This window comes from Pseudomonas frederiksbergensis (genome assembly GCF_035751725.1).
GTDB lineage: Bacteria > Pseudomonadota > Gammaproteobacteria > Pseudomonadales > Pseudomonadaceae > Aquipseudomonas > Aquipseudomonas frederiksbergensis_A.
Genome location: NZ_CP142104.1, coordinates 5,101,822 through 5,120,864 on the forward strand (window position 1 = coordinate 5,101,822; position 19,043 = coordinate 5,120,864).

18 protein-coding genes are annotated in these 19,043 nt (G+C 62.2%); 9 read left to right on the forward strand and 9 right to left on the reverse strand.

All coding sequences use genetic code 11. The features are described from left to right. Positions 1–186: 186 nt before the first annotated feature. The 4 genes from VQ575_RS22870 (at position 187) to VQ575_RS22885 (ending at position 4,051) form a co-directional block, all read left to right on the forward strand. The gene (locus VQ575_RS22870) at positions 187–1,482 is read left to right on the forward strand and encodes an NCS2 family permease (RefSeq protein WP_039594110.1); all 1,296 of its coding nucleotides are present in this window, start codon (positions 187–189) and stop codon (positions 1,480–1,482) included. After that, positions 1,479–2,558, forward strand: a complete 1,080-nt coding sequence (gene trmA, locus VQ575_RS22875) for a tRNA (uridine(54)-C5)-methyltransferase TrmA (RefSeq protein ID WP_325918458.1) — start codon at positions 1,479–1,481, stop codon at positions 2,556–2,558. Before VQ575_RS22870 ends, trmA begins: the two co-directional genes overlap by 4 nt. Positions 2,559–2,753: 195 nt before the next feature. Next, positions 2,754–3,194 (forward strand): type II 3-dehydroquinate dehydratase, encoded by a 441-nt coding sequence (gene aroQ / locus VQ575_RS22880; RefSeq protein WP_039594108.1) that lies wholly within the window; start codon positions 2,754–2,756, stop codon positions 3,192–3,194. A gap of 5 nt (positions 3,195–3,199) precedes the next feature. Next, positions 3,200–4,051, forward strand: a complete 852-nt coding sequence (locus VQ575_RS22885; protein ID WP_411829921.1) for a shikimate dehydrogenase — start codon at positions 3,200–3,202, stop codon at positions 4,049–4,051. Between the two features lie 63 nt (positions 4,052–4,114). Here the strand turns inward: VQ575_RS22885 and VQ575_RS22890 are convergent, their stop codons facing one another. After that, on the reverse strand, positions 4,115–4,792 hold the full coding sequence (locus VQ575_RS22890) for a TetR/AcrR family transcriptional regulator (protein WP_325918460.1): 678 nt from the start codon (positions 4,790–4,792) through the stop codon (positions 4,115–4,117). Between the two features lie 103 nt (positions 4,793–4,895). Next, the gene (gene quiC, locus VQ575_RS22895) at positions 4,896–6,794 is read right to left on the reverse strand and encodes a 3-dehydroshikimate dehydratase QuiC (protein ID WP_325918461.1); all 1,899 of its coding nucleotides are present in this window, start codon (positions 6,792–6,794) and stop codon (positions 4,896–4,898) included. 262 nt (positions 6,795–7,056) lie between these two features. Between quiC and VQ575_RS22900 the strand changes: the two genes are divergently transcribed. Next, positions 7,057–8,394 carry an MFS transporter gene (locus VQ575_RS22900; RefSeq protein WP_325918463.1) on the forward strand — a complete coding sequence of 446 codons (1,338 nt, stop codon included), beginning with the start codon at positions 7,057–7,059 and terminating at the stop codon, positions 8,392–8,394. A 39-nt stretch (positions 8,395–8,433) separates the two neighbouring features. Here VQ575_RS22900 and VQ575_RS22905 read toward each other — a convergent pair whose 3' ends face one another. After that, positions 8,434–9,312 carry a DMT family transporter gene (locus VQ575_RS22905; RefSeq protein WP_325918465.1) on the reverse strand — a complete coding sequence of 293 codons (879 nt, stop codon included), beginning with the start codon at positions 9,310–9,312 and terminating at the stop codon, positions 8,434–8,436. Positions 9,313–9,565: 253 nt separating this feature from the next. On the opposite strand from VQ575_RS22905, the gene ypfJ reads away from it, so the two are divergent. Together ypfJ and VQ575_RS22915 are read left to right on the forward strand one after the other, a co-directional pair. Beyond that, on the forward strand, positions 9,566–10,453 hold the full coding sequence (ypfJ, locus tag VQ575_RS22910) for a KPN_02809 family neutral zinc metallopeptidase (protein WP_039594100.1): 888 nt from the start codon (positions 9,566–9,568) through the stop codon (positions 10,451–10,453). Next, on the forward strand, positions 10,454–11,401 hold the full coding sequence (locus VQ575_RS22915; protein ID WP_198724057.1) for an alpha/beta hydrolase: 948 nt from the start codon (positions 10,454–10,456) through the stop codon (positions 11,399–11,401). 34 nt (positions 11,402–11,435) lie between these two features. Here the strand turns inward: VQ575_RS22915 and VQ575_RS22920 are convergent, their stop codons facing one another. The 3 genes from VQ575_RS22920 to VQ575_RS22930 form a co-directional block, all read right to left on the reverse strand. After that, positions 11,436–12,029 carry an HAD family hydrolase gene (locus VQ575_RS22920; protein WP_039594098.1) on the reverse strand — a complete coding sequence of 198 codons (594 nt, stop codon included), beginning with the start codon at positions 12,027–12,029 and terminating at the stop codon, positions 11,436–11,438. Beyond that, positions 12,026–12,895 carry an acyl-CoA thioesterase II gene (gene tesB, locus VQ575_RS22925; RefSeq protein WP_039594097.1) on the reverse strand — a complete coding sequence of 290 codons (870 nt, stop codon included), beginning with the start codon at positions 12,893–12,895 and terminating at the stop codon, positions 12,026–12,028. Before tesB ends, VQ575_RS22920 begins: the two co-directional genes overlap by 4 nt. Positions 12,896–12,998: 103 nt before the next feature. Further along, the gene (locus VQ575_RS22930) at positions 12,999–13,568 is read right to left on the reverse strand and encodes a GNAT family N-acetyltransferase (RefSeq protein WP_039594096.1); all 570 of its coding nucleotides are present in this window, start codon (positions 13,566–13,568) and stop codon (positions 12,999–13,001) included. 72 nt (positions 13,569–13,640) lie between these two features. Between VQ575_RS22930 and VQ575_RS22935 the strand changes: the two genes are divergently transcribed. Both VQ575_RS22935 and VQ575_RS22940 read left to right on the forward strand, forming a co-directional pair. Continuing rightward, positions 13,641–14,561: a histone deacetylase family protein gene (locus VQ575_RS22935; RefSeq protein ID WP_325918467.1), complete on the forward strand. Its 921-nt coding sequence runs from the start codon at positions 13,641–13,643 to the stop codon at positions 14,559–14,561. Between the two features lie 192 nt (positions 14,562–14,753). Next, positions 14,754–15,995, forward strand: a complete 1,242-nt coding sequence (locus VQ575_RS22940) for a TIGR03862 family flavoprotein (RefSeq protein WP_325918469.1) — start codon at positions 14,754–14,756, stop codon at positions 15,993–15,995. A 20-nt stretch (positions 15,996–16,015) separates the two neighbouring features. On the opposite strand, the gene VQ575_RS22945 is transcribed toward VQ575_RS22940, so the two are convergent. The 3 genes from VQ575_RS22945 to VQ575_RS22955 all read right to left on the reverse strand — a co-directional run bounded on the left by VQ575_RS22945 (position 16,016) and on the right by VQ575_RS22955 (position 19,035). Continuing rightward, a complete protein-coding gene (locus VQ575_RS22945) occupies positions 16,016–17,353 on the reverse strand; it encodes a DEAD/DEAH box helicase (protein WP_325918470.1) in 1,338 nt (445 codons plus the stop codon). A gap of 58 nt (positions 17,354–17,411) precedes the next feature. Next, positions 17,412–18,314 carry a drug/metabolite exporter YedA gene (yedA, locus tag VQ575_RS22950; RefSeq protein ID WP_045157013.1) on the reverse strand — a complete coding sequence of 301 codons (903 nt, stop codon included), beginning with the start codon at positions 18,312–18,314 and terminating at the stop codon, positions 17,412–17,414. Between the two features lie 109 nt (positions 18,315–18,423). After that, positions 18,424–19,035 (reverse strand): 3'-5' exonuclease, encoded by a 612-nt coding sequence (locus VQ575_RS22955; protein ID WP_198724054.1) that lies wholly within the window; start codon positions 19,033–19,035, stop codon positions 18,424–18,426. Positions 19,036–19,043 lie beyond the last annotated feature (8 nt).

The window sequence follows — 19,043 nt, forward strand, 5'->3', positions numbered from 1 at the left end:
AGTATGGCCCAACTTTTGCGTCTGCACACTTTTGCGACGCACACCGAGGATCGCAGCCAGTTCGCCGCGCTGCTATGATGCGCGGCTTTTTCCGACCCACATAAAAACCCGGGCGCCGTCGGCGCCCTGTGCTTTGCTGTTGAGGTCGATACATTCACGGCGCCGAGCGCGCCACGGGGAGCAGACATGCTGGAAAGGCTGTTTCAACTCAAGGCACACAACACCAACGTGCGGACCGAGATCCTGGCGGGCGTCACGACGTTCCTGGCCATGGCCTACATTCTGTTCGTCAACCCGAGCATCCTCGGCGAAACCGGCATGGACAAGGGCGCGGTGTTTGTCGCCACCTGCCTGGCGGCGGCCATTGGCTCCACGGTCATGGGCCTGATCGCCAACTACCCGATCGCCCTCGCGCCGGGCATGGGCCTGAACGCCTTCTTCACCTACACCGTGGTCCTGCACATGGGCCATACCTGGCAAGTGGCGCTGGGCGCGGTGTTCGTCTCCGCCGTGCTGTTCTTCCTGTTGTCGATCTTCCGCATCCGCGAATGGATCATCAACAGCATCCCGCTGCCGCTGCGCTCGGCCATCGCTGCCGGTATCGGCCTGTTCCTGGCGCTGATTGCCCTGAACAATGCCGGCATCGTGGTGAAAAACCCGGCGACCATGGTCGGCCTTGGCGACTTGAAGCAACCGGCGCCGATCCTGGCAACCCTCGGTTTCGTCCTGATCGTCGCCCTCGAAGCCTTGAAAGTGCGCGGCGCGGTGCTGATCGGCATCCTCGCGGTCACCGTCGTCTCGATCCTGATGGGCTTCACGCCATTCGGCGGCATCATTTCCGCACCGCCATCCCTGGCCCCGACGTTCCTGCAACTGGACATCAAGGGCGCCCTGGACATCGGCCTGGTGAGCGTGATCTTCGCCTTCCTGTTCGTCGACCTGTTCGACAACTCCGGCACCCTGATCGGCGTCGCCAAGCGCGCCGGGCTGATGGGCAAGGACGGCCACATGCCGAAGATGGGTCGTGCGCTGATCGCCGACAGCACCGCCGCCATGGCCGGTTCGCTGCTGGGCACCTCCACCACCACCAGCTACATCGAATCGGCGGCGGGCGTCAGCGCCGGCGGCCGCACCGGCCTGACCGCCATCGTGGTGGCGATCCTGTTCCTGCTTGCGCTGTTCTTCTCGCCACTGGCCGCCAGCGTCCCGGCCTTTGCCACCGCTCCGGCCCTGTTGTTCGTCGCTGTGCTGATGACCTCGGGCCTGGCGGAAATCGACTGGGACGACATCACCGTGGCCGCTCCGGTGGTGATCACTGCCTTGGCGATGCCCTTCACCTATTCCATCGCCAACGGCATCGCCTTCGGCTTCATCGCCTGGACAGCCATTAAACTGGTGTCCGGCCGTGGCCGTGAGCTGAACCCGGCGCTGGTCATCCTGTCGATCCTGTTCGTTATCAAGTTGGGTTGGTTCAACGCATGACTTTTGATTCCCAGGCCTATGCCGCCCAGTTGCAGGGCAAAGTCGCCCGTCTGCGCGACTTGTTGGCCCCGTTCGATGCTCCCGAGCCGCAGGTGTTTGACTCAACGCTGGAGAACTTCCGCCTGCGGGCCGAGTTCCGTCTGTGGCGCGAGGCCGGCGAACGCCATTACGCGATGTTTTCCCAGGACGACAAGCGCACGCCGATCCTCATCGAGCAATTCCCCATTGCCAGCCTGCGCATCAACCAGTTGATGCCGCAACTCAAGGCCGCCTGGCAGGCCAGCGCCCCCCTGAGCCATAAGCTGTTCCAGGTGGAGTTCCTGACCACCCTGGCCGGCGACGCGATGATCACCCTGTGTTACCACCGTCCGCTGGACGAGCACTGGCACGCTGCCGCGTCGAAACTGGCGGCCGACCTGGGGGTCAGCATCATTGGCCGCTCCAAGGGCAAGCGCGAAGTCATCGGCCATGACTATGTGGTGGAGAAATTTGAGGTAGGGGGTCGTACGTTCAGCTATCGCCAACCTGAAGGCGCCTTCACCCAGCCCAACGGCACGGTGAACCAGAAGATGCTCAACTGGGCTTACGAAGCGCTGGGCGATCGCAGCGACGATCTGCTGGAGTTGTACTGCGGCAACGGCAACTTCACCCTGCCGCTGGCCACCCGCGTGCGAAAAGTCCTCGCCACCGAAATCAGCAAGACCTCGGTCAACGCCGCGCTGAGCAACCTCAGCGAAAACGCGGTGGATAACGTCACGCTGGTGCGCCTATCGGCCGAAGAGCTGACCGAAGCCTTGAATGAAGTCCGGCCGTTCCGTCGTTTGCAGGGCATCGACCTCAAAAGCTATGAATTCGGCAGCGTCTTCGTCGACCCGCCTCGCGCCGGCATGGACCCGGACACCTGCGAACTGACCCGGCGCTTCGACAACATCCTGTACATCTCCTGCAACCCGGAAACCCTCGCCGCGAACATCGCGCAGCTGAACGACACCCACCGCATCACGCGCTGCGCGTTGTTCGATCAATTCCCTTGGACCCATCACATGGAGTCCGGCGTGTTGTTGACCCGGCGCTGACCTTCGTGGCGAGGGAGCAAGCTTCCTCGCCACCATTGTCTCTCCCTCACCTCCCACAGTGGTCATGTTCGATCATCGAACACTTATTGCCCGGTGTCGGCTGCTTTATTTGACCAAATTAACCATCTAGTACAATTTATCTCCACCGGCTGAAACCCCGCCGACACCAACAATAAAAATTGTGGAGAAATTGCGATGCCTCCGATCGTTCTGGTGCTCAACGGCCCGAACCTGAACCTGCTCGGCACCCGCGAGCCGGCGACCTACGGCTACGAAACCCTGGCTGATATTTCCTCGCTCTGTGGCCGCGCCGCCGAAGAGTTCGGCCTGGCCGTGGAGTTTCGCCAGACCAATCAGGAAGGCGAACTGCTCGACTGGATTCACGGCGCCCGAGGCCGGTGCGCCGGTATCGTCATCAACCCGGCGGCCTGGACCCACACCTCGGTGGCGATCCGCGACGCCCTGGTGGCGAGTGAAGTACCGGTCATCGAAGTCCACCTGTCCAACGTCCACGCCCGGGAAACCTTTCGTCACCACTCCTTTGTCTCATCCGTCGCCATTGGCGTGATGTGCGGGTTTGGCAGCCATGGTTATCGCCTGGCCCTTGAACATTTCAGTCAGCGGTTGAAGGGTTGATGCGCATGTCGAACGTCACTGTACTGGCCGGCCTGATCGGGGCGGGTATCCAGGCGTCCCGCACGCCGGCGCTGCATGAGCGCGAAGGCGATGCCCAAGGCATGCGTTACCTTTATCGACTGATCGATCTGGATGCGCTGAAGCTCGACAGCAGCGCCCTGCCCGACTTGCTGATGGCCGCCGAACGCATGGACTTCACCGGCCTGAACATCACCTTCCCGTGCAAGCAGGTAATCATCCCGCTGCTGGACGAGTTGTCTCCCGAGGCCCGCGGGATCGGTGCGGTGAATACCGTGGTGCTCAAGGATGGCAAGCGCATCGGCCACAACACCGATTGCCTGGGGTTCGCCGAAGGTTTTCGTCGTGGCCTGGGCGATGTCGCGCGCAAGCGGGTGGTCCAGATGGGCGCAGGAGGCGCCGGCGCGGCGGTGGCCCATGCGTTGCTTCTGGAGGGCGTAGAGACATTGAGCATTTTCGACGTCGAGATCAGCCGTGCCGAGGCATTGGCAAACAACTTGAATCAACACTTCGGCACAGGCCGTGCTCGTGCCGGGCATGACCTACCCACCGCCATGGCCGAAGCCGACGGTTTGGTGAACACCACGCCCATGGGCATGGCGAAACTGCCGGGCACACCGGTGCCGGCCGAGTTGTTGCGGGGTGATCTGTGGGTGGCGGAAATCGTTTACTTCCCGCTGGAAACCGAACTGCTGCGCAACGCCCGCGCCCTCGGCTGCCGCACGCTGGACGGCGGCAACATGGCGGTATTCCAGGCGGTGAAGGCGTTCGAGCTGTTCAGCGGCGTGGCGCCGGATGCGCAGCGGATGCTGGCGCATTTCCAGGGCATGAATCACTAAAGCCTGGCCAGAATTCCTTGTGGGAGCGACCAAGCTCCCCACACAGTCTGCATCAGCTCACGATCACGCCTGCAAATATTTCAGCACCGATTCACACACCATCTGCCGATGCCGCTGCTTGACCGCTTCGTCCGACAGGTCGATCTGGAAGATCTCGCCAAACGTCTGGCGGTTGGACACCCGGTAGAAGCAGAACGAACTGATCAGCAGATGCACATCCAGTGGTTCGAGGCCGGCACGGAACACGCCCTCTTCGGCGCCGCGACGCAGGATCACGCCCAGTGAATCGAGGATGGTATTGGTCATCGCCTTGATCGCACCGGACTGTTTCACGTATTCGGCGTTGTGGATGTTCTCGATGCAGACGATGCGCACGAAATCCACGTTGCGGTCGTGATGGTCGAAGGTGAACTCCACCAGCCGCCGGATCGCATCCACCGGGGCCAGTTCCGCCAGGTGCAGGCGGCTCTCGGTGGTACGGATATCGCCGTAGAGTTTTTCCAGCACCTCGACGTACAGCTGCTCCTTGCTGCCGAAATAGTAGTAGATCATGCGCTTGGAGGTGTGGATGCGCTCGGCGATGGCGTCGACCCGGGCGCCGGCCAGGCCTTGCTGGACGAACTCGACGATGGCTTCCTGAAGAATGTTCTCCCGGGTCTTTTCCGGGTTGTTCTTGCGACTCTTGCGCGGCGTGGCGACAGGTTCGTCGAGCGCTGCGGAAAGCTCTGGATTCATAGTCATTGCGGGGCTCACGGCCATCACTGCACAGGCTGGCGATTATGGGCCGCACCGTGCACTGAAGGAAGCCACGACACAGCCCATTACCGCAGCGTTTACGATTTCCCTACAACTTGGCATGCCGCAAGCCACCGCTACGGGACTTGGCCATCGCCGCCAGCCGCACCGCGACGTTGGCGGCGCCATAACCGGCGTAACCGTTCTTGCGTTGGATGATCTCAAAGAAAAACCGCCCTTCGAACGGCTCGGTATAGACATGAAACAGCTCGCCACCCTGGGCGTCACGGTCATATAGCACATTGAAATACGCCAGTTCGCTAAGGAACTCATCGTCGAAATCGAAACGCGCCGCCAGGTCGTCGTAATAGTTGAGCGGGATGTCGAGCAATGGCACCCCGGCCTCCTTGGCCCGACTGACCTGGGCAAAGATGTCATCACAATCGAAGGCGATGTGATGCACGCCGGAGCCGCGATAACTCGACAGCGCATGTGAGATCGCGGTGTTGCGATTCTCGGAAATATTCAGCGGCAGGCGAATCGAACTGCAACGGCTACGCAGGGCACGGCTTTTTACCAGGCCATAAGGGTCGGGCAACACCACTTCGTCGTCAGCCTCGAAATCCAGCAGACTCTTGTAGAACAGCACCCAACTGTCGAGGCTGTCGGCCGGCAGCGCCATCGCCATGTGGTCGATGCGCTTGAGCCCGGCGCCGATGGCCGCAGCGGGTTGCAGGTTGAAATCGGTGCCGTAGACGTCGGCGTCCTGGTCCACCAGGTAGATCAGGCTGCTGTCCGGGGCGCGCACCGCCGCCAGCTCCAGCTCATTGGGCCCGACGAGCCCGCGATACGGCTGGCCTTTGTAGGCCACGGCCCGTTTCAAGGCACTGGCGCTGTCCTTGACCCGCACCGCCATGGCGCACAACGACGGGCCATGGGCTTCGAAAAAGCTGTGGGCGAAGGAGTACGGCTCGCAATTGAGGATCAGGTTGATATCGCCCTGGCGCAACAGGCTGACGTTCTTGGAACGATGCTGGCCGGCCTTGACGAAACCCAGGCGCTCCAGCCAATGGGCGAGCTTGGCGCCCAGGTTATCGTCCACGGCAAATTCGAGGAACTCGATGCCGTCGTATTCGCTGGCCGGCGCTGTTTCAAAAAGAATGTCAGGCTTTTGCGCCGGCGCTTGCTCGGCCAGGCGCTTGCGGGTCTTTTCTTCCAGGTACAGCAACGAACGCAAACCGTCGGCCGCATTCGCCCTGGGCGGCGCGGCGCGGAAACCGTCGTTGAAGATTTCCAGCGACAGCGGCCCGCAGTAGCCACTCTGGATGATCGGCGCGAGGAAACCCGGCAAATCGAATTCTCCCTGGCCCGGAAAGCAGCGGAAATGCCGGCTCCATTCCAACACGTCCATCGCCAGGATCGGCGCATCGGCCATCTGCACAAAGAAGATCTTGTCGCCGGGAATCTCGGCGATGGCCCTCGGATCGCCCTTGAGGGACAAGGTGTGAAAGCTGTCGAGCAGCACGCCGAGGCTGGGATGATCGGCCTGGCGCACGATGTTCCAGACCTGTTGATACGTATTGACGTGCCGGCCCCAGGCCAACGCCTCGTAACCAATGCGCAAGCCGCGCGCGCCGGCCCGCTCCGCCAGCAGGCGCAGATCGTCGATCAGGATCTGCTCATCGCCAACGCTGTCAGCCGATGCATTGCTGCACACCAGCACCAGGTCGGTGCCCAGCTCCTGCATCAAATCGAATTTGCGCTCGGCCCGTTCCAGGTTGCGCGCCAGGCGGTCGCGACGGCAGCCTTCAAAATCGCGAAAAGGTTGGAACAGCGTGATGGCGATACCCAGGTCGGCGCACATCTGCCTTATTTCCCGAGGGCTGCCATCGTAGTAGAGCAGGTCATTCTCGAAAATTTCCACGCCGTCGAAACCGGCGGCGGCAATGGCTTCGAGTTTTTCCGGCAGGGTACCGCTCAACGAAACGGTGGCAATGGAACGCTGCATGACTTCGGCTCCCGGGACAGGCGTCGGCTACAAAAAAATGCGCCGCTTTTTGAAAGAGTCAGGCGATTATTGGGCTGCCGGTTCCTTTGGGCAATTTAATATGTACCATCCGGTTAGTTTTTTGGGCGATTATCGAACACTATGGCCGATCAGCGAATTGACGATTTTTTGTCCACTGCCCACCATCGACCCCCGCATTGATTGCCAACGCGTCAATGCAGACCCAGACCACACCATAAGAATTTCAAGAACGGGTGACCTTATGATTCCTTCCCAAAGTTCTCGCCTGGCCCACGGCCCGGTTGCCGCCAGCGGTAGCATCGGCGACAAGATCCGTGGCGCGATGGCCGTGGGCAAGACCCGTTGGGGCATGCTCGCCCTGGTGTTTTTCGCCACCACCCTGAACTACATCGACCGCGCCGCCCTTGGCGTCATGCAACCGATCCTGGCCAAGGAAATGAGCTGGACGGCGATGGACTACGCCAATATCAACTTCTGGTTCCAGGTCGGTTATGCGGTCGGCTTCGTGCTGCAAGGCCGGTTGATCGACCGCATCGGCGTCAAGCGGGTGTTCTTCTGCGCCGTGCTGCTCTGGAGCCTGGCGACCGGCGCCCACGGCCTCGCGACCTCGGCGGTGGGCTTCATGGTTTGCCGCTTCATCCTCGGCCTGACCGAAGCCGCCAACTACCCCGCCTGTGTGAAAACCACGCGGCTGTGGTTTCCGGCTGGCGAACGGGCCGTGGCCACCGGCATCTTCAATGCCGGGACCAACGTCGGCGCGATGTTCACCCCCATGCTCTTGCCGCTGGTCCTGCACGTCTGGGGCTGGCAGGCCGCGTTCCTGTGCATGGCCGCCCTCGGCGGGATCTGGCTGGTGTTCTGGGGCCTGAAGTACTTCAACCCGGAAGACCACCCGAGCGTGAAACAGTCGGAACTGGACTACATCCAGGCCCAGGACGAACCGGATCAGGCCCGCGTGCCCTTCTCTCGAATCCTGCGCATGCGCGGCACCTGGGCGTTCGCCCTGGCCTACTCGATCACTGCGCCGGTGTTCTGGTTCTACCTCTACTGGCTGCCGCCGTTCCTGAACCAGCAATACAACCTGGGCATCAACGTGACCCAGATGGGCATCCCACTGATCATCATCTACCTGACCGCGGATTTCGGCAGCGTCGGCGGCGGGATCCTTTCGTCATTCCTGATTGGCCGCGGGGTCAATCCGATCAAGGCGCGACTGATGTCCATGCTGCTGTTCGCCTGCTGCATCGTTGGCGTGATCATGGCCGCCGGCTCCAGCAGCCTGTGGGTGGCGGTGTTTGCGATTTCCTTGGCCATTGGCGCGCACCAGGCCTGGACCGCGAACATCTGGAGCCTGGTGATGGACTACACGCCCAAGCACATGATGAGCACAGTGTTTGGCTTCGGCGGCATGTGTGCGGCCATCGGCGGGATGTTCATGACTCAGTTGGTGGGGCACATCCTCACGATCACCAACAACAATTACACCGTGCTGTTCACCCTGATCCCGGCGATGTACTTCATCGCGCTGGCCTGGATGTACTTCATGGCGCCGCGCAAGGTGCCGACGCTGGAAAGCTGATACCGAGCGTCGGGCAATCAGGCCGTGTATAGCCGGTGATTATGCCCGCCGCTGTTGCCACGCCGCCGCCAACCCACTCAAGCAGATCAAGGCGATGCCCACCACGGTGGTCAACGTCGGCGTATGGCTGAACAACAACCAGCCCAGCAACCCGGCGAAGACAATCTGGCAATACCCGAACGGCGCCAGCAGCGCCGGGGCGGCGAAACGGAAGGCCTGGGTCAGCATCAAGTGCGCCGTCATGCCGCAAGCGCCCAGCGCGAGCATCATCAACCCGTGGGTCGCGCTCGGCACCTGCCAGAAGAACGGCACCAACGCGCTCATGACCAGCGTATTGCACAGCCCGGCGAAAAAGTTGCTGGTCGTGGGGCTGTCGATCTCGGCGAGCTTGCGGGTGAGCAGTTGGTAGAAACAGAAAAACAGCGCCGAACAAAACGGCAACAGCACCGCCGGCGTGAACAGATCGCCACCAGGATGAACGATGATCAATACCCCGATAAAACCGAAGATCACCGCAATCCACTGACCGCGCGTCGCGTGCTCGCCCAGCAGCGGTACCGACAAGGCAGTGACCAGCACGGGCGCAAGGAAGTTGACCGCGGTCGCCTCCGCCAAGGGGATGTACATCAGCGCCGTGGTGAAGAACAGACTGGTGCCCAACAGGCACAACGCCCGGACAACTTGCCACAACGGCCGCTTGGTGCGCAGCACCCGCAGCCCCGAGCGCGGCAGGAAAATTCCCGCCATCAACAAGGTGTGCACCACATAACGGGCCCAGACCACCATGACGATCGGATAAAAACCCGAGAGATATTTGGACAACGCGTCGTGACTGGAGAACAAAAACGTTGCGACCAGAATAAGCACGATGCCCTTGAAAGCCTGATTGACGCCGGAGAGCGGAGTGCTGAGGGTCATGAAGGAAACCTGCGTTGCTTGATGTCGAGGCCGTGATGCACAGTGCAGTTATTGGGCCAGCGAGGGTTCCGATAAGTTCTGGATCCCAAGTGTAATGAAAATTGCGCGGCCAGACAGGATTGGCTCGCCGATGAACCAAAATCCCTCGCAGTTGCCTGACTGCTCAAGCGCGGCGCGCACCTTGGGCGTCAGAAAGCTAGACTCATCGCCACGGCAGTCATCTCTTCGCAGGGCCATTCAGAGGATTTCCCACATGTTATGGAAAAAAGGTCGCCGCAGTGACAACGTGGTGGACGCCCGTGGTGACGGTGGGGGCGGTGGCGGGATGCGGTTCGGCGGCGGCAAGGGCTTGAGCCTGACCGCCATCCTGCTGATCGTCGGCATTGGCTGGATCACCGGCCAGGACCCCATGCAGATCCTGGGACAACTCGCCGGGCAAATGGACCAGGGTTCCGCTCCCACCTCTTCGCAAACCCGCCAGGCGCCACCGGCCAACGATGAGCAGGCCGAGTTCGTACGCTCGATCCTCGGCGACACCGAGGATACCTGGGGCCAAGTCTTCCAGCAGGCCGGACGCCAATACCAACAACCCAAACTGGTGCTGTTCAGCGGTCGGGTCAACTCGGCGTGCGGCCTGGCGTCCTCGGCGACCGGCCCGTTCTACTGCCCGGCGGACCGGCAGGTCTACCTGGACATGAGTTTCTTCCAGGAAATGTCCCAGCGCTTCTCCGCCGCCGGCGACTTCGCCCAGGCCTACGTCATCGCCCATGAGATCGGCCACCACGTGCAGACGCTGCTCGGCGTCTCGGCAAAAATCCAGGAGGCGCGCCAGCAAGGCCGGCAGATGGAAGGCGACGGCGGTCTGCTGGTGCGCCAGGAATTGCAGGCCGATTGCCTGGCCGGTGTCTGGGCCAACCATGCGCAAAAACGCCTGAACTGGCTGGAGCCGGGGGACATCGAGGAAGCCTTGACCGCCGCCAATGCCATCGGCGATGACCGCCTGCAGCAGCAAGGCCAGGGCCGCGTGGTGCCGGATTCCTTCACCCATGGCACGTCGGCGCAACGGGTGCGCTGGTTCAAGACCGGTTTCGCCCAGGGCCAAGTCAGCCAGTGCGACACCTTTGCGGCGAAAAACCTGTAGATGAAGTGGGTGGCGCTGATCTGGCTGGTGCTCTGCAGCGCCGTTGTCCAGGCCGAAGAACACGCCGTCAAGACGGTCGCCCAGGGTCGCCTGCTGTTCAAGGGCGGGATCATGGCTGTTGCCGTGAGCCCCCCGCCGGCTTCGATCCAGCGGGTGTTGATCATCGTCCACGGCAGGCTGCGCAATGCCGACACGTATCTTCGCAGCGGCGAAAGGGCCGCCGCGCAGGCCGGTCAAACCGCAACGACATTGGTCATCGCCCCGCAGTTTCTCAACGAACAGGACGTGGCGCGCCATCAACTGCCCGCCGATCTCCTGCGCTGGCAAGGCAACGATTGGATGGCGGGCGGCCTGTCCACAGGGCCGAATCCGGTCAGTTCATTCCAAGTGCTGGACGACATCGTGGCGCGGGTCAGCGACCGGCAGCAATTTCCGGAAGTGAAGGAGATCGTGATTGCCGGTCATTCCGGTGGCGCCCAAGTCGTACAGCGCTATGCCCTGCTCGCCCGTGGCACGTATCGCATCGCACCACGGTTCGTCATTGCCAATCCATCATCGTATGCCTACCTGGACGCCCAACGGCCCATGGCATTCGCACCCGCCAGCTGCCCCTCCTTCAACCGTTGGAAATACGGCCTGGAGCAGCTGCCCGCCTACGCTGCCGGGCAAACAGCCGCGCAACTCGAAGATCACTACATCAAGCGCGACATCACTTATTTGCTGGGACAACAGGACATCGACCCGGAACACCCAGCGCTGGATAAAAGCTGTGAAGCACAGACCCAGGGCGCGTATCGACTGCTGCGCGGGCATTTCTTTTTCGATTACCTGACACGCCGCCATCCGCAGGGGCTGAACCAGCGGCTGATCGAAGTGCCCGGGGTCGGGCATGATGGGGATGGGATGTTCAATTCGCCGGAAGGGTTGAGGGTGTTGTTCGGGCAGTGAGTTTTATGGTGACCAACAGGGCTTCATCCGCCTCTCAAGCCAAAAGCATCCGCCGCAGCTCCCCACAATCGCGCGCATGCCAATCTGTCAGCTCCGGCCAGGGATTGTCCGGCAGGTTCACCAACACCGTCCGCGCCCCCGCCGCACGACCGCAGTCCAGGTCAAAGCGGTAATCCCCCACCATCACCATCGAGCCGGGCGCCACATCCCATGCTTCGGCCAGCTTCAACAGGCCGCCGGGATGCGGCTTGGGCGGTGCCTCGTCGCGGCCGAGCACGTCCTCCACCGCGAAACAATCCGCCAACCCGATGGCTTCGAGGGTGATGTGGGCCAGCTCGCGGGCGTTGCGGGTCAGGATGCCCAGGCGGTAACCACGCCCGGCCAGCTCACGCACCAACTCGACCGCCCCCGGCGCGGGCTTGGAGCCCAGCGCCAGGTCCCGTTCGTGCTCCAGCAGCCAGGCGTGCTTGGCGGCTGCTTCTGCCGAGGGCAACGCCGCCAGGTGCGTAAGGATGTCGTCCTCGGCCGGAATTGCCAGGGCCACGCGGATCGCAGCGAAGTCATGCACAGCGACGGTCAGCGTGCCGTCCATGTCAAATACCCAATGCCGTACATCGACCAGGCTCATGCCCAGTCCTTGCGATGGCGGATCAGGCCTTCCTGGGTCACCGAGGCCACCAGTTGCCCGGCGCGATTGAACACGCTGCCCCGGGAAAACCCACGGGAGTTACCGGCCCACGGACTGTCCATGGCATAGAGCAACCAGTCATCGGCGCGCAGGTCGGCGTGAAACCACAACGCATGGTCAAGGCTGGCGACCTGCATATCCTTCTGCCATACCGATTTGCCGTGGGGCAACATCGAGGTGGTCAGCAGTCCGAAATCCGATGCGTAGGCCAGCAGGTATTTGTGCAGGGCCGGGATGTCCGCCAAGGCACCATCGGCACGGAACCAGACGTATTTGACCGGATCGGCCGGTTGCGGATTGTAAGGGTCTTTTTCAGTGACCGGGCGCACCTCGATCGGCTTGGGGCACAGCAGTTTTTCGCGCATGTGCTCGGGCAACAGATGCGCGCGCTGCTGGGTCAGTTCCAGCTCGGACGGCAGGTTTTCCGGCCCGACAACCTGGGGCATAGTGCTCTGGTGCTCGAAACCCTGCTCGTCATACTGGAACGAGGCGCTGCAGGTGAAGATCGGGTTGCCCTTCTGGATCGCCGTGACCCGACGGGTGCTGAAGCTGCCGCCGTCCCGTACGCGATCGACCTGGTAGACCACCGGCAATGCCGCATCGCCCGGACGCAGGAAATAACCGTGCATCGAATGCACATGGCGCGCCTCTTCCACGGTCTGGCTGGCCGCCGACAATGACTGGCCCAACACCTGGCCGCCGAACAACTGGCGAAACCCGAGGTCCTGGCTGCGTCCGCGAAACAGGTTCTCTTCGATCGGTTCCAGGGTCAGCAGGTCGACCAGATCTTCCAACACGTGGCTCATTCAGACTTTCCTCACACAGCGCAAAAACCGCGCAATCCAGGTTGCGGCGGCGGATCGATAGTGGCCCGGGCCATTTTGGCGGGCATTGTAACGTCCGTGTCGGCTAACCGTGCAGAGTCTGCAACCACTGCTCACGATTGATGCGATAGAGCACATGGTGACGCAATGGATGACCGACCGCGAGCTTTGGATGCTCGAAGTCATCCGCCGGATCATGCTGCATGCCGATGGCCTGCATGACCTTCTGTGACGGCAGGTTATCCACAGCGGTAAACGCCACGACTTCGTCGAGCCCCAGGCGGTCGAAGGCACAGCGCAACGCCGTCCAAGCCGCTTCGCTGGCATAACCGAGCCCCCAATGTTCGCGAGCCAGGCGCCAGCCGATCTCCACCGCCGGGGTGAAATGCGCATCAAACCCGACCACGCCCAGCCCGGTAAAGCCGATGAACGCTCCAGTGTCCTTGCGCTCCAATGCCCACAAGCCAAAACCGTGCTCGGCAAAATGCCCACGCACGCGGCCGATCAACGCAGCGCTTTCGAGGCGACTCAAGGGTGCCGGAAAATAACGCATCACTTGCGGATCGGCAGACATGGCCGCAAATGCCGGCAAATCATCGTCGCGCCACTGCCGCAGAATCAGCCGCGCGCTTTCCAGTTCCAGTATCGGCTCCATCTTCACTCCCTTTCCATGCCCAGAGTCTACATCGCTGGTAGGATCCTTCACTCATTCGCAGCTGAAAACACCATGCCCCTGCCGCTTATCTATCACGAAGACTACAGCCCCGAGTTCCCAGCGGAACACCGCTTCCCCATGGACAAGTTCCGCCTGCTGCGCGATCACCTGGTGGAGACCGGCCTGACTACGGATGCGGAGCTGCTGCGTCCCGCCCTGTGCCCGCCGGGGATTCTCGCCCTGGCCCATGACCGCGCTTATATCGAACGCTACATGGGTGGCGAGTTGTCTCGCGAAGACCAACGGCGACTCGGCCTGCCCTGGAGCGAAGCCTTGGCGCGGCGAACGGTACGCGCCGTGGGCGGTTCACTCCTTGCCGCTGAACAAGCCCTTGAACACGGACTGGCCTGCCACTTGGCCGGCGGCACCCATCATGCCCACTACGACCACCCGGCCGGGTTCTGCATCTTCAATGACCTGGCGGTGATCAGCCGTTACTTCCTGGCCAGCGGCCGGGTCTCGCGGGTGCTGATTTTCGACTGTGACGTGCACCAGGGCGACGGTACGGCTCGAATACTCCATGACACCCCGGATGCGGTGACAGTTTCCCTGCACTGCGAAAAGAATTTTCCTGCACGCAAGGCGCAAAGCGATTGGGACATTGCGCTGCCGATGGGCATGGACGATGCCGCTTACCTAGCAGTCGTCGAGGATGCGCTCAATTACCTGCTGCCGCTCTATCAGCCGGACCTGGTGCTGTATGACGCCGGCGTCGATGTCCACAAGGATGACGCCCTCGGCTACCTGAAACTGACCGACGAGGGCCTCGCCGCCCGGGACGAGAGCGTCATGCGCCATTGCCTTGGACGGGACATTCCGGTGGTCGGTGTCATCGGCGGCGGCTATAGCAAGGATCGCAAGGCCCTGGCCCGGCGCCACGGGATCCTGCATCACAGCGCACAAAAGGTCTGGACGTCATCAGGCTGTCATTGAAATCTGGGCGCGTTACCCACAATGCCTGTGGAGCGGCCTGTGGATAACCTGAGCGAAACGGCTCGCAGCCGCTGCTGCCTATGGCTTGCAGAGACTTGGTTGTTTTTTGACCAGCTCATTCAAGAACACCACCTGCCTTGGAATTTGTGCTGATAGAATGCCGCGCCATTCCTAGTTTCCGCAGTTCATACCATGACCTCGACCACCTCATCTTGCCCCCCAAGCATCGCCATCATCGGCGGCGGACCTGCCGGCTTGATGGCGGCCGAGGTGTTGAGCCAGGCCGGTGTCCAGGTCGACCTGTACGACGGCATGCCCTCGGTGGGCAGGAAGTTTCTCCTGGCGGGTGTCGGCGGCATGAACATCACCCACTCGGAAGCCTTCCCAGCCTTCCTGTCCCGCTACGGCGAGCGCGCGCCGCATATCGCCCCGCTGCTGCGAGCATTCGGCGCGGATGAGTTGTGCCAATGGATTCACGGCCTGGGCATCGATACCTTCGTCGGCAGCTCCGGGCGCGTGTTCCCGACTGACATGAAAGCCGCCCCGCTGCTGCGCGCCTGGCTCAAGCGCCTGCGGGACGCCGGCGTGGTGATCCACACGCGCCACCGCTGGCTGGGTTGGAATCCCGACGGCAGCCTGCGCATCGCCAGCCCGGACGGCGAAAAGACGTTGCACCCCAACGCGACGTTATTGGCCCTGGGTGGCGGCAGTTGGTCGCGCCTGGGTTCCGACGGTGCATGGATGCTGGCGTTGGAACAGCGCGGCGTGACCCTGGCGCCCTTGCAGCCGAGCAATTGCGGGTTCGACGTCGAGGCCTGGAGCGATCTGATGATCGGCAAGTTCGCCGGCGCCCCGCTGAAGAACATCGCCATGGGCCTGAACGACGATGTGCCACGTCTCGGCGAATGCGTCATCACCGCCACCGGCATCGAAGGCAGCCTGGTCTACGCCCTGTCGGCAGCGATTCGCGAAGCCATCAACCAGCACGGCAGCGCGACCGTCCATCTGGACCTGCTGCCGGGCCGGCCTGTGGACAAGCTCGTCCAGGCCTTGAACAAACCACGCGGATCACGCTCGATGGCCAAGCACCTGCACAGCCAACTTGGGCTCGATGGGGTCAAGGCGGCGCTGTTGCGCGAGCTGACGTCGGCCGATTGCTTCGCCGACATGGCGCGGCTGGCGCAGGCGATCAAGGCGTTGCCGGTCACGCTGGTGAAAACCCGTCCACTGGACGAAGCCATCAGCAGCGCCGGCGGCGTGACGTTCGAAGCCTTGGACGAACGGCTGATGCTCAAGCAGCTCCCCGGGGTTTTCTGCGCCGGGGAGATGCTCGACTGGGAAGCGCCGACTGGCGGCTATCTGCTCACAGCATGCTTTGCCAGTGGCCGGGCAGCGGGGTTGGGGATGTTGGAGTGGTTACAGCGCCCGGATTGAAACCGGGGCGCAGCAGACCATCAAGGCTTGCGCTTACGCGGCCCGGTATTGAACACCGGCACTTTTCGCACCGGCTTGACCGATGGTTCCACCGGCGCCGAGTCACCACTGTCCACCCACTTGCCCAGGTTGCGCTTGCCGCCGCTGCCCTGGGTTTTCGGTTTCTTCGGCTTTTTCGGCTTCTTGACGACCTGGCCGCTGGCATCGGTCTCCGGTACGCGGTGTTCCGGTTCGAAATCCTGTTCCATCTGCCGGGGCAATGTCTGACGGGTCAAGGTCTCGATGGCCGACAGCAGGTTCACTTCATCGGCGCAGACCAGGGAAATCGCCTGCCCGGTAGCGCCCGCCCGACCGGTCCGGCCGATGCGGTGGATGTAGTCCTCGGCGACGATCGGCAGGTCGAAGTTCACCACCAACGGCAAATCTTCGATATCCAAGCCACGGGCGGCCACGTCGGTGGCTACCAGGATTTGCACTTCGCTGGCCTTGAAACGATCCAGCGCACGCTGGCGGGTCGCCTGGGGCTTGTCGCCGTGGATGCCATCGGCATTCACACCCAGGCCCTGAAGTTTTTCCACCAGTGCATCGACGCCGTTACGGGTCTTGGCGAATACCAGCACTTGCTTCCACTTGTGCTTGCGCATCAGGTGAACGAACAGCTCCGGCTTGCGCTTCTTGTCCACCGTCACCACCCATTGCTTGACGGTGTTGGCGGCAACGTTGCGCGGGCTCACTTCGATGCTCAGCGGGTCGTTGAGCATCTGCCCGGCCAACAAGCGGATGGCATCGGAGAAGGTCGCCGAGAACAGCAGCGTCTGGCGCTTCTTCGGCAGGGCCTTGTAGATATTCGCCAGCTCTTCGGAGAAACCCAGGTCGAGCATGCGGTCGGCTTCGTCCAGCACCAGGGTCTGCAACTGATTGAACTTCAGCGCGTTCTGGCGGAACAAGTCGAGCAATCGACCCGGCGTGGCAACCAGCAGATCGACACCTTTGCGCAACTTCATCATCTGCGGGTTGATGCTGACGCCGCCGTACACCGCGTAGGTGCTCAATGGCAGGTTCTGCGCGTACTGGCGCACGCTTTCATGGACCTGCTCAGCCAGCTCGCGGGTCGGCACCAGGATCAGCGCCCGCACCGAGTTGGCCGCGACCTTCGGCCCTTCGGTGGTCAGCAACTGCAACAGCGGCACGGCGAAACCGGCGGTCTTGCCGGTGCCGGTCTGGGCCGCGGCCATCAGGTCGCGCCCGGTGAGCACGGCAGGCATGGCTTGGGCCTGGACCGGGGTCGGAGTCTGGTAGCCGAGCGTCTCGAGGGCGCGCAACAGGGGTTCGATTAGGCCAAGGGTGGCGAAAGTCATGGAGGTACCGTAGGAAAAATCAGCGCAGGGTGTGCAATGCGCGGCAGTTTACCCTAAATCAGGATTCGGCCGGTGCAGGCTTGGGTTTGCGCCACTGCGGCAACCCGATCAACACCACGGCGCTGATGATCACCAGCATCGCCAAGGCTTCTTCGATGCCGATGGTCTCCCCAGCGAAGACGATCCCAAGCAACACCGCCACCGCCGGGTTGACGTAGGCATAGCTGGTGGCCGCCGCCGGACGCACATGCTTGAGCAGGTACATGTAGGCATTGAAGGCGATGATCGAACCGAAACCGATCAGGTAGACCAGCGCAAACCAGCCTTCCAGCGGCGGCATGCTTTCAAGGCGCTCGCCACTGGCGAAGCTGCCGATCAACAGCACCACGCCAGCCACCAGCATCTCCACCGCGCTGGCCATCGCCCCCGCCGGCAACGACACATGCTTGCTCAACACCGAGCCGAAGGCCCAGGAAGCCGCCGCAAACACGAGCAAGGCCGCCCCCAGCGGGCTCGATTGCAAGTTGGAACCGAGGTTGAGCATGGCGATGCCGATCAGCCCCAATACAATCCCGGCCCACTCCAGACGGGTATTACGCGCGCCCCAGAAATAACCGCAGAGCAGGGTAAACAAAGGCACGGTCGCCACGGCCAGCGCCGCGACGCCGGATGCCACCCCCGTGTGCTCGGCCACACTCACCGCGCCATTGCCAAACGTGAGCAGCAACACACCAATGAGTGCTCCGGCCTTCCACTGCGCCCAGGTCGGTGCCGGCGCCCCACGCCAGCGCAGGAAGCCGTACATCAGCGAACCGGCAATCACGAAACGAATCCCCGCCAGCAACAACGGCGGCCAATACTCCACACCAATGCGAATCACCAGGTAGGTCGAACCCCAGATGACGTACAAGGCGAAGAAGGCAGCGATCAACGGCAAGGGAAAACGGCGTGTGCCAGGCATGTTCAACTCGAAGTCAGGACGATGAAACCCGTCATTCTAAAAAGGCGCTCGACAGAAATTAAGTTACAAAACCTGTTTATCCGAGCCATACACTTTTAATGTTGAGTGCTTAGAACCCGCGGTGCCGCTTGAGATGCTCATTGATTTTCGCCGCCGGCACTTTCTGCAAACTGCACAGCAAATCATGGGACAGCTCCCGCAGCCCATGCTTTTGCCGCAATTCCGAAGCCAGGTGCGCGGTGAGGTTGGCGGCCATTTCGGCGTCGGCCATGGCCCGGTGGGCCTGGCCGGTGTGGGGCAAGCCGGCGAACACGTTGAGGGTGCCGAGCTTGTGGTTCGGCGCCGCCGGCATCAAACGCCGGGCCAGCAACAGTGAACAGGCAAAATTCTGCAAGCGGGTGCGCTTGATGCGTCCCAGCTCGAAATCCCAGAACTTTTGGTCGAACGCCGCGTTGTGGGCCAGCAGTGGCGTGGTGCCGACAAACTCGTTGACCTCGTTCATGACCTTTTCCGCCGACGGTGCGCTGCGCAGCATGGCGTTGCTGATGCCGGTCAGTTGTTCGATGAAGGCCGGTACACGAACGCCAGCATTCATCAGGCTCTGGTAGCGGTCGACGATCCGGCCTTGTTCGAGCATCACCACAGCGATTTCCGTGGCCCGGCAACCGCTGCTCGGGGTAATGCCGGTGGTTTCAAAGTCGATGACTGCGATGCGTTCCAAACCCGTGG

What these genes read in the sequence shown, in the direction of transcription:
- VQ575_RS22870 (WP_039594110.1), top strand. Translation starts at nt 187, where the DNA reads ATGCTGGAAAGGCTGTTTCAACTCAAGGCACACAACACCAACGTGCGG.
- trmA (WP_325918458.1), top strand. Translation starts at nt 1,479, where the DNA reads ATGACTTTTGATTCCCAGGCCTATGCCGCCCAGTTGCAGGGCAAAGTC.
- aroQ (WP_039594108.1), top strand. Translation starts at nt 2,754, where the DNA reads ATGCCTCCGATCGTTCTGGTGCTCAACGGCCCGAACCTGAACCTGCTC.
- VQ575_RS22885 (WP_411829921.1), top strand. Translation starts at nt 3,200, where the DNA reads ATGTCGAACGTCACTGTACTGGCCGGCCTGATCGGGGCGGGTATCCAG.
- VQ575_RS22890 (WP_325918460.1), bottom strand. Translation starts at nt 4,792, where the DNA reads ATGACTATGAATCCAGAGCTTTCCGCAGCGCTCGACGAACCTGTCGCC.
- quiC (WP_325918461.1), bottom strand. Translation starts at nt 6,794, where the DNA reads ATGCAGCGTTCCATTGCCACCGTTTCGTTGAGCGGTACCCTGCCGGAA.
- VQ575_RS22900 (WP_325918463.1), top strand. Translation starts at nt 7,057, where the DNA reads ATGATTCCTTCCCAAAGTTCTCGCCTGGCCCACGGCCCGGTTGCCGCC.
- VQ575_RS22905 (WP_325918465.1), bottom strand. Translation starts at nt 9,312, where the DNA reads ATGACCCTCAGCACTCCGCTCTCCGGCGTCAATCAGGCTTTCAAGGGC.
- ypfJ (WP_039594100.1), top strand. Translation starts at nt 9,566, where the DNA reads ATGTTATGGAAAAAAGGTCGCCGCAGTGACAACGTGGTGGACGCCCGT.
- VQ575_RS22915 (WP_198724057.1), top strand. Translation starts at nt 10,454, where the DNA reads ATGAAGTGGGTGGCGCTGATCTGGCTGGTGCTCTGCAGCGCCGTTGTC.
- VQ575_RS22920 (WP_039594098.1), bottom strand. Translation starts at nt 12,029, where the DNA reads ATGAGCCTGGTCGATGTACGGCATTGGGTATTTGACATGGACGGCACG.
- tesB (WP_039594097.1), bottom strand. Translation starts at nt 12,895, where the DNA reads ATGAGCCACGTGTTGGAAGATCTGGTCGACCTGCTGACCCTGGAACCG.
- VQ575_RS22930 (WP_039594096.1), bottom strand. Translation starts at nt 13,568, where the DNA reads ATGGAGCCGATACTGGAACTGGAAAGCGCGCGGCTGATTCTGCGGCAG.
- VQ575_RS22935 (WP_325918467.1), top strand. Translation starts at nt 13,641, where the DNA reads ATGCCCCTGCCGCTTATCTATCACGAAGACTACAGCCCCGAGTTCCCA.
- VQ575_RS22940 (WP_325918469.1), top strand. Translation starts at nt 14,754, where the DNA reads ATGACCTCGACCACCTCATCTTGCCCCCCAAGCATCGCCATCATCGGC.
- VQ575_RS22945 (WP_325918470.1), bottom strand. Translation starts at nt 17,353, where the DNA reads ATGACTTTCGCCACCCTTGGCCTAATCGAACCCCTGTTGCGCGCCCTC.
- yedA (WP_045157013.1), bottom strand. Translation starts at nt 18,314, where the DNA reads ATGCCTGGCACACGCCGTTTTCCCTTGCCGTTGATCGCTGCCTTCTTC.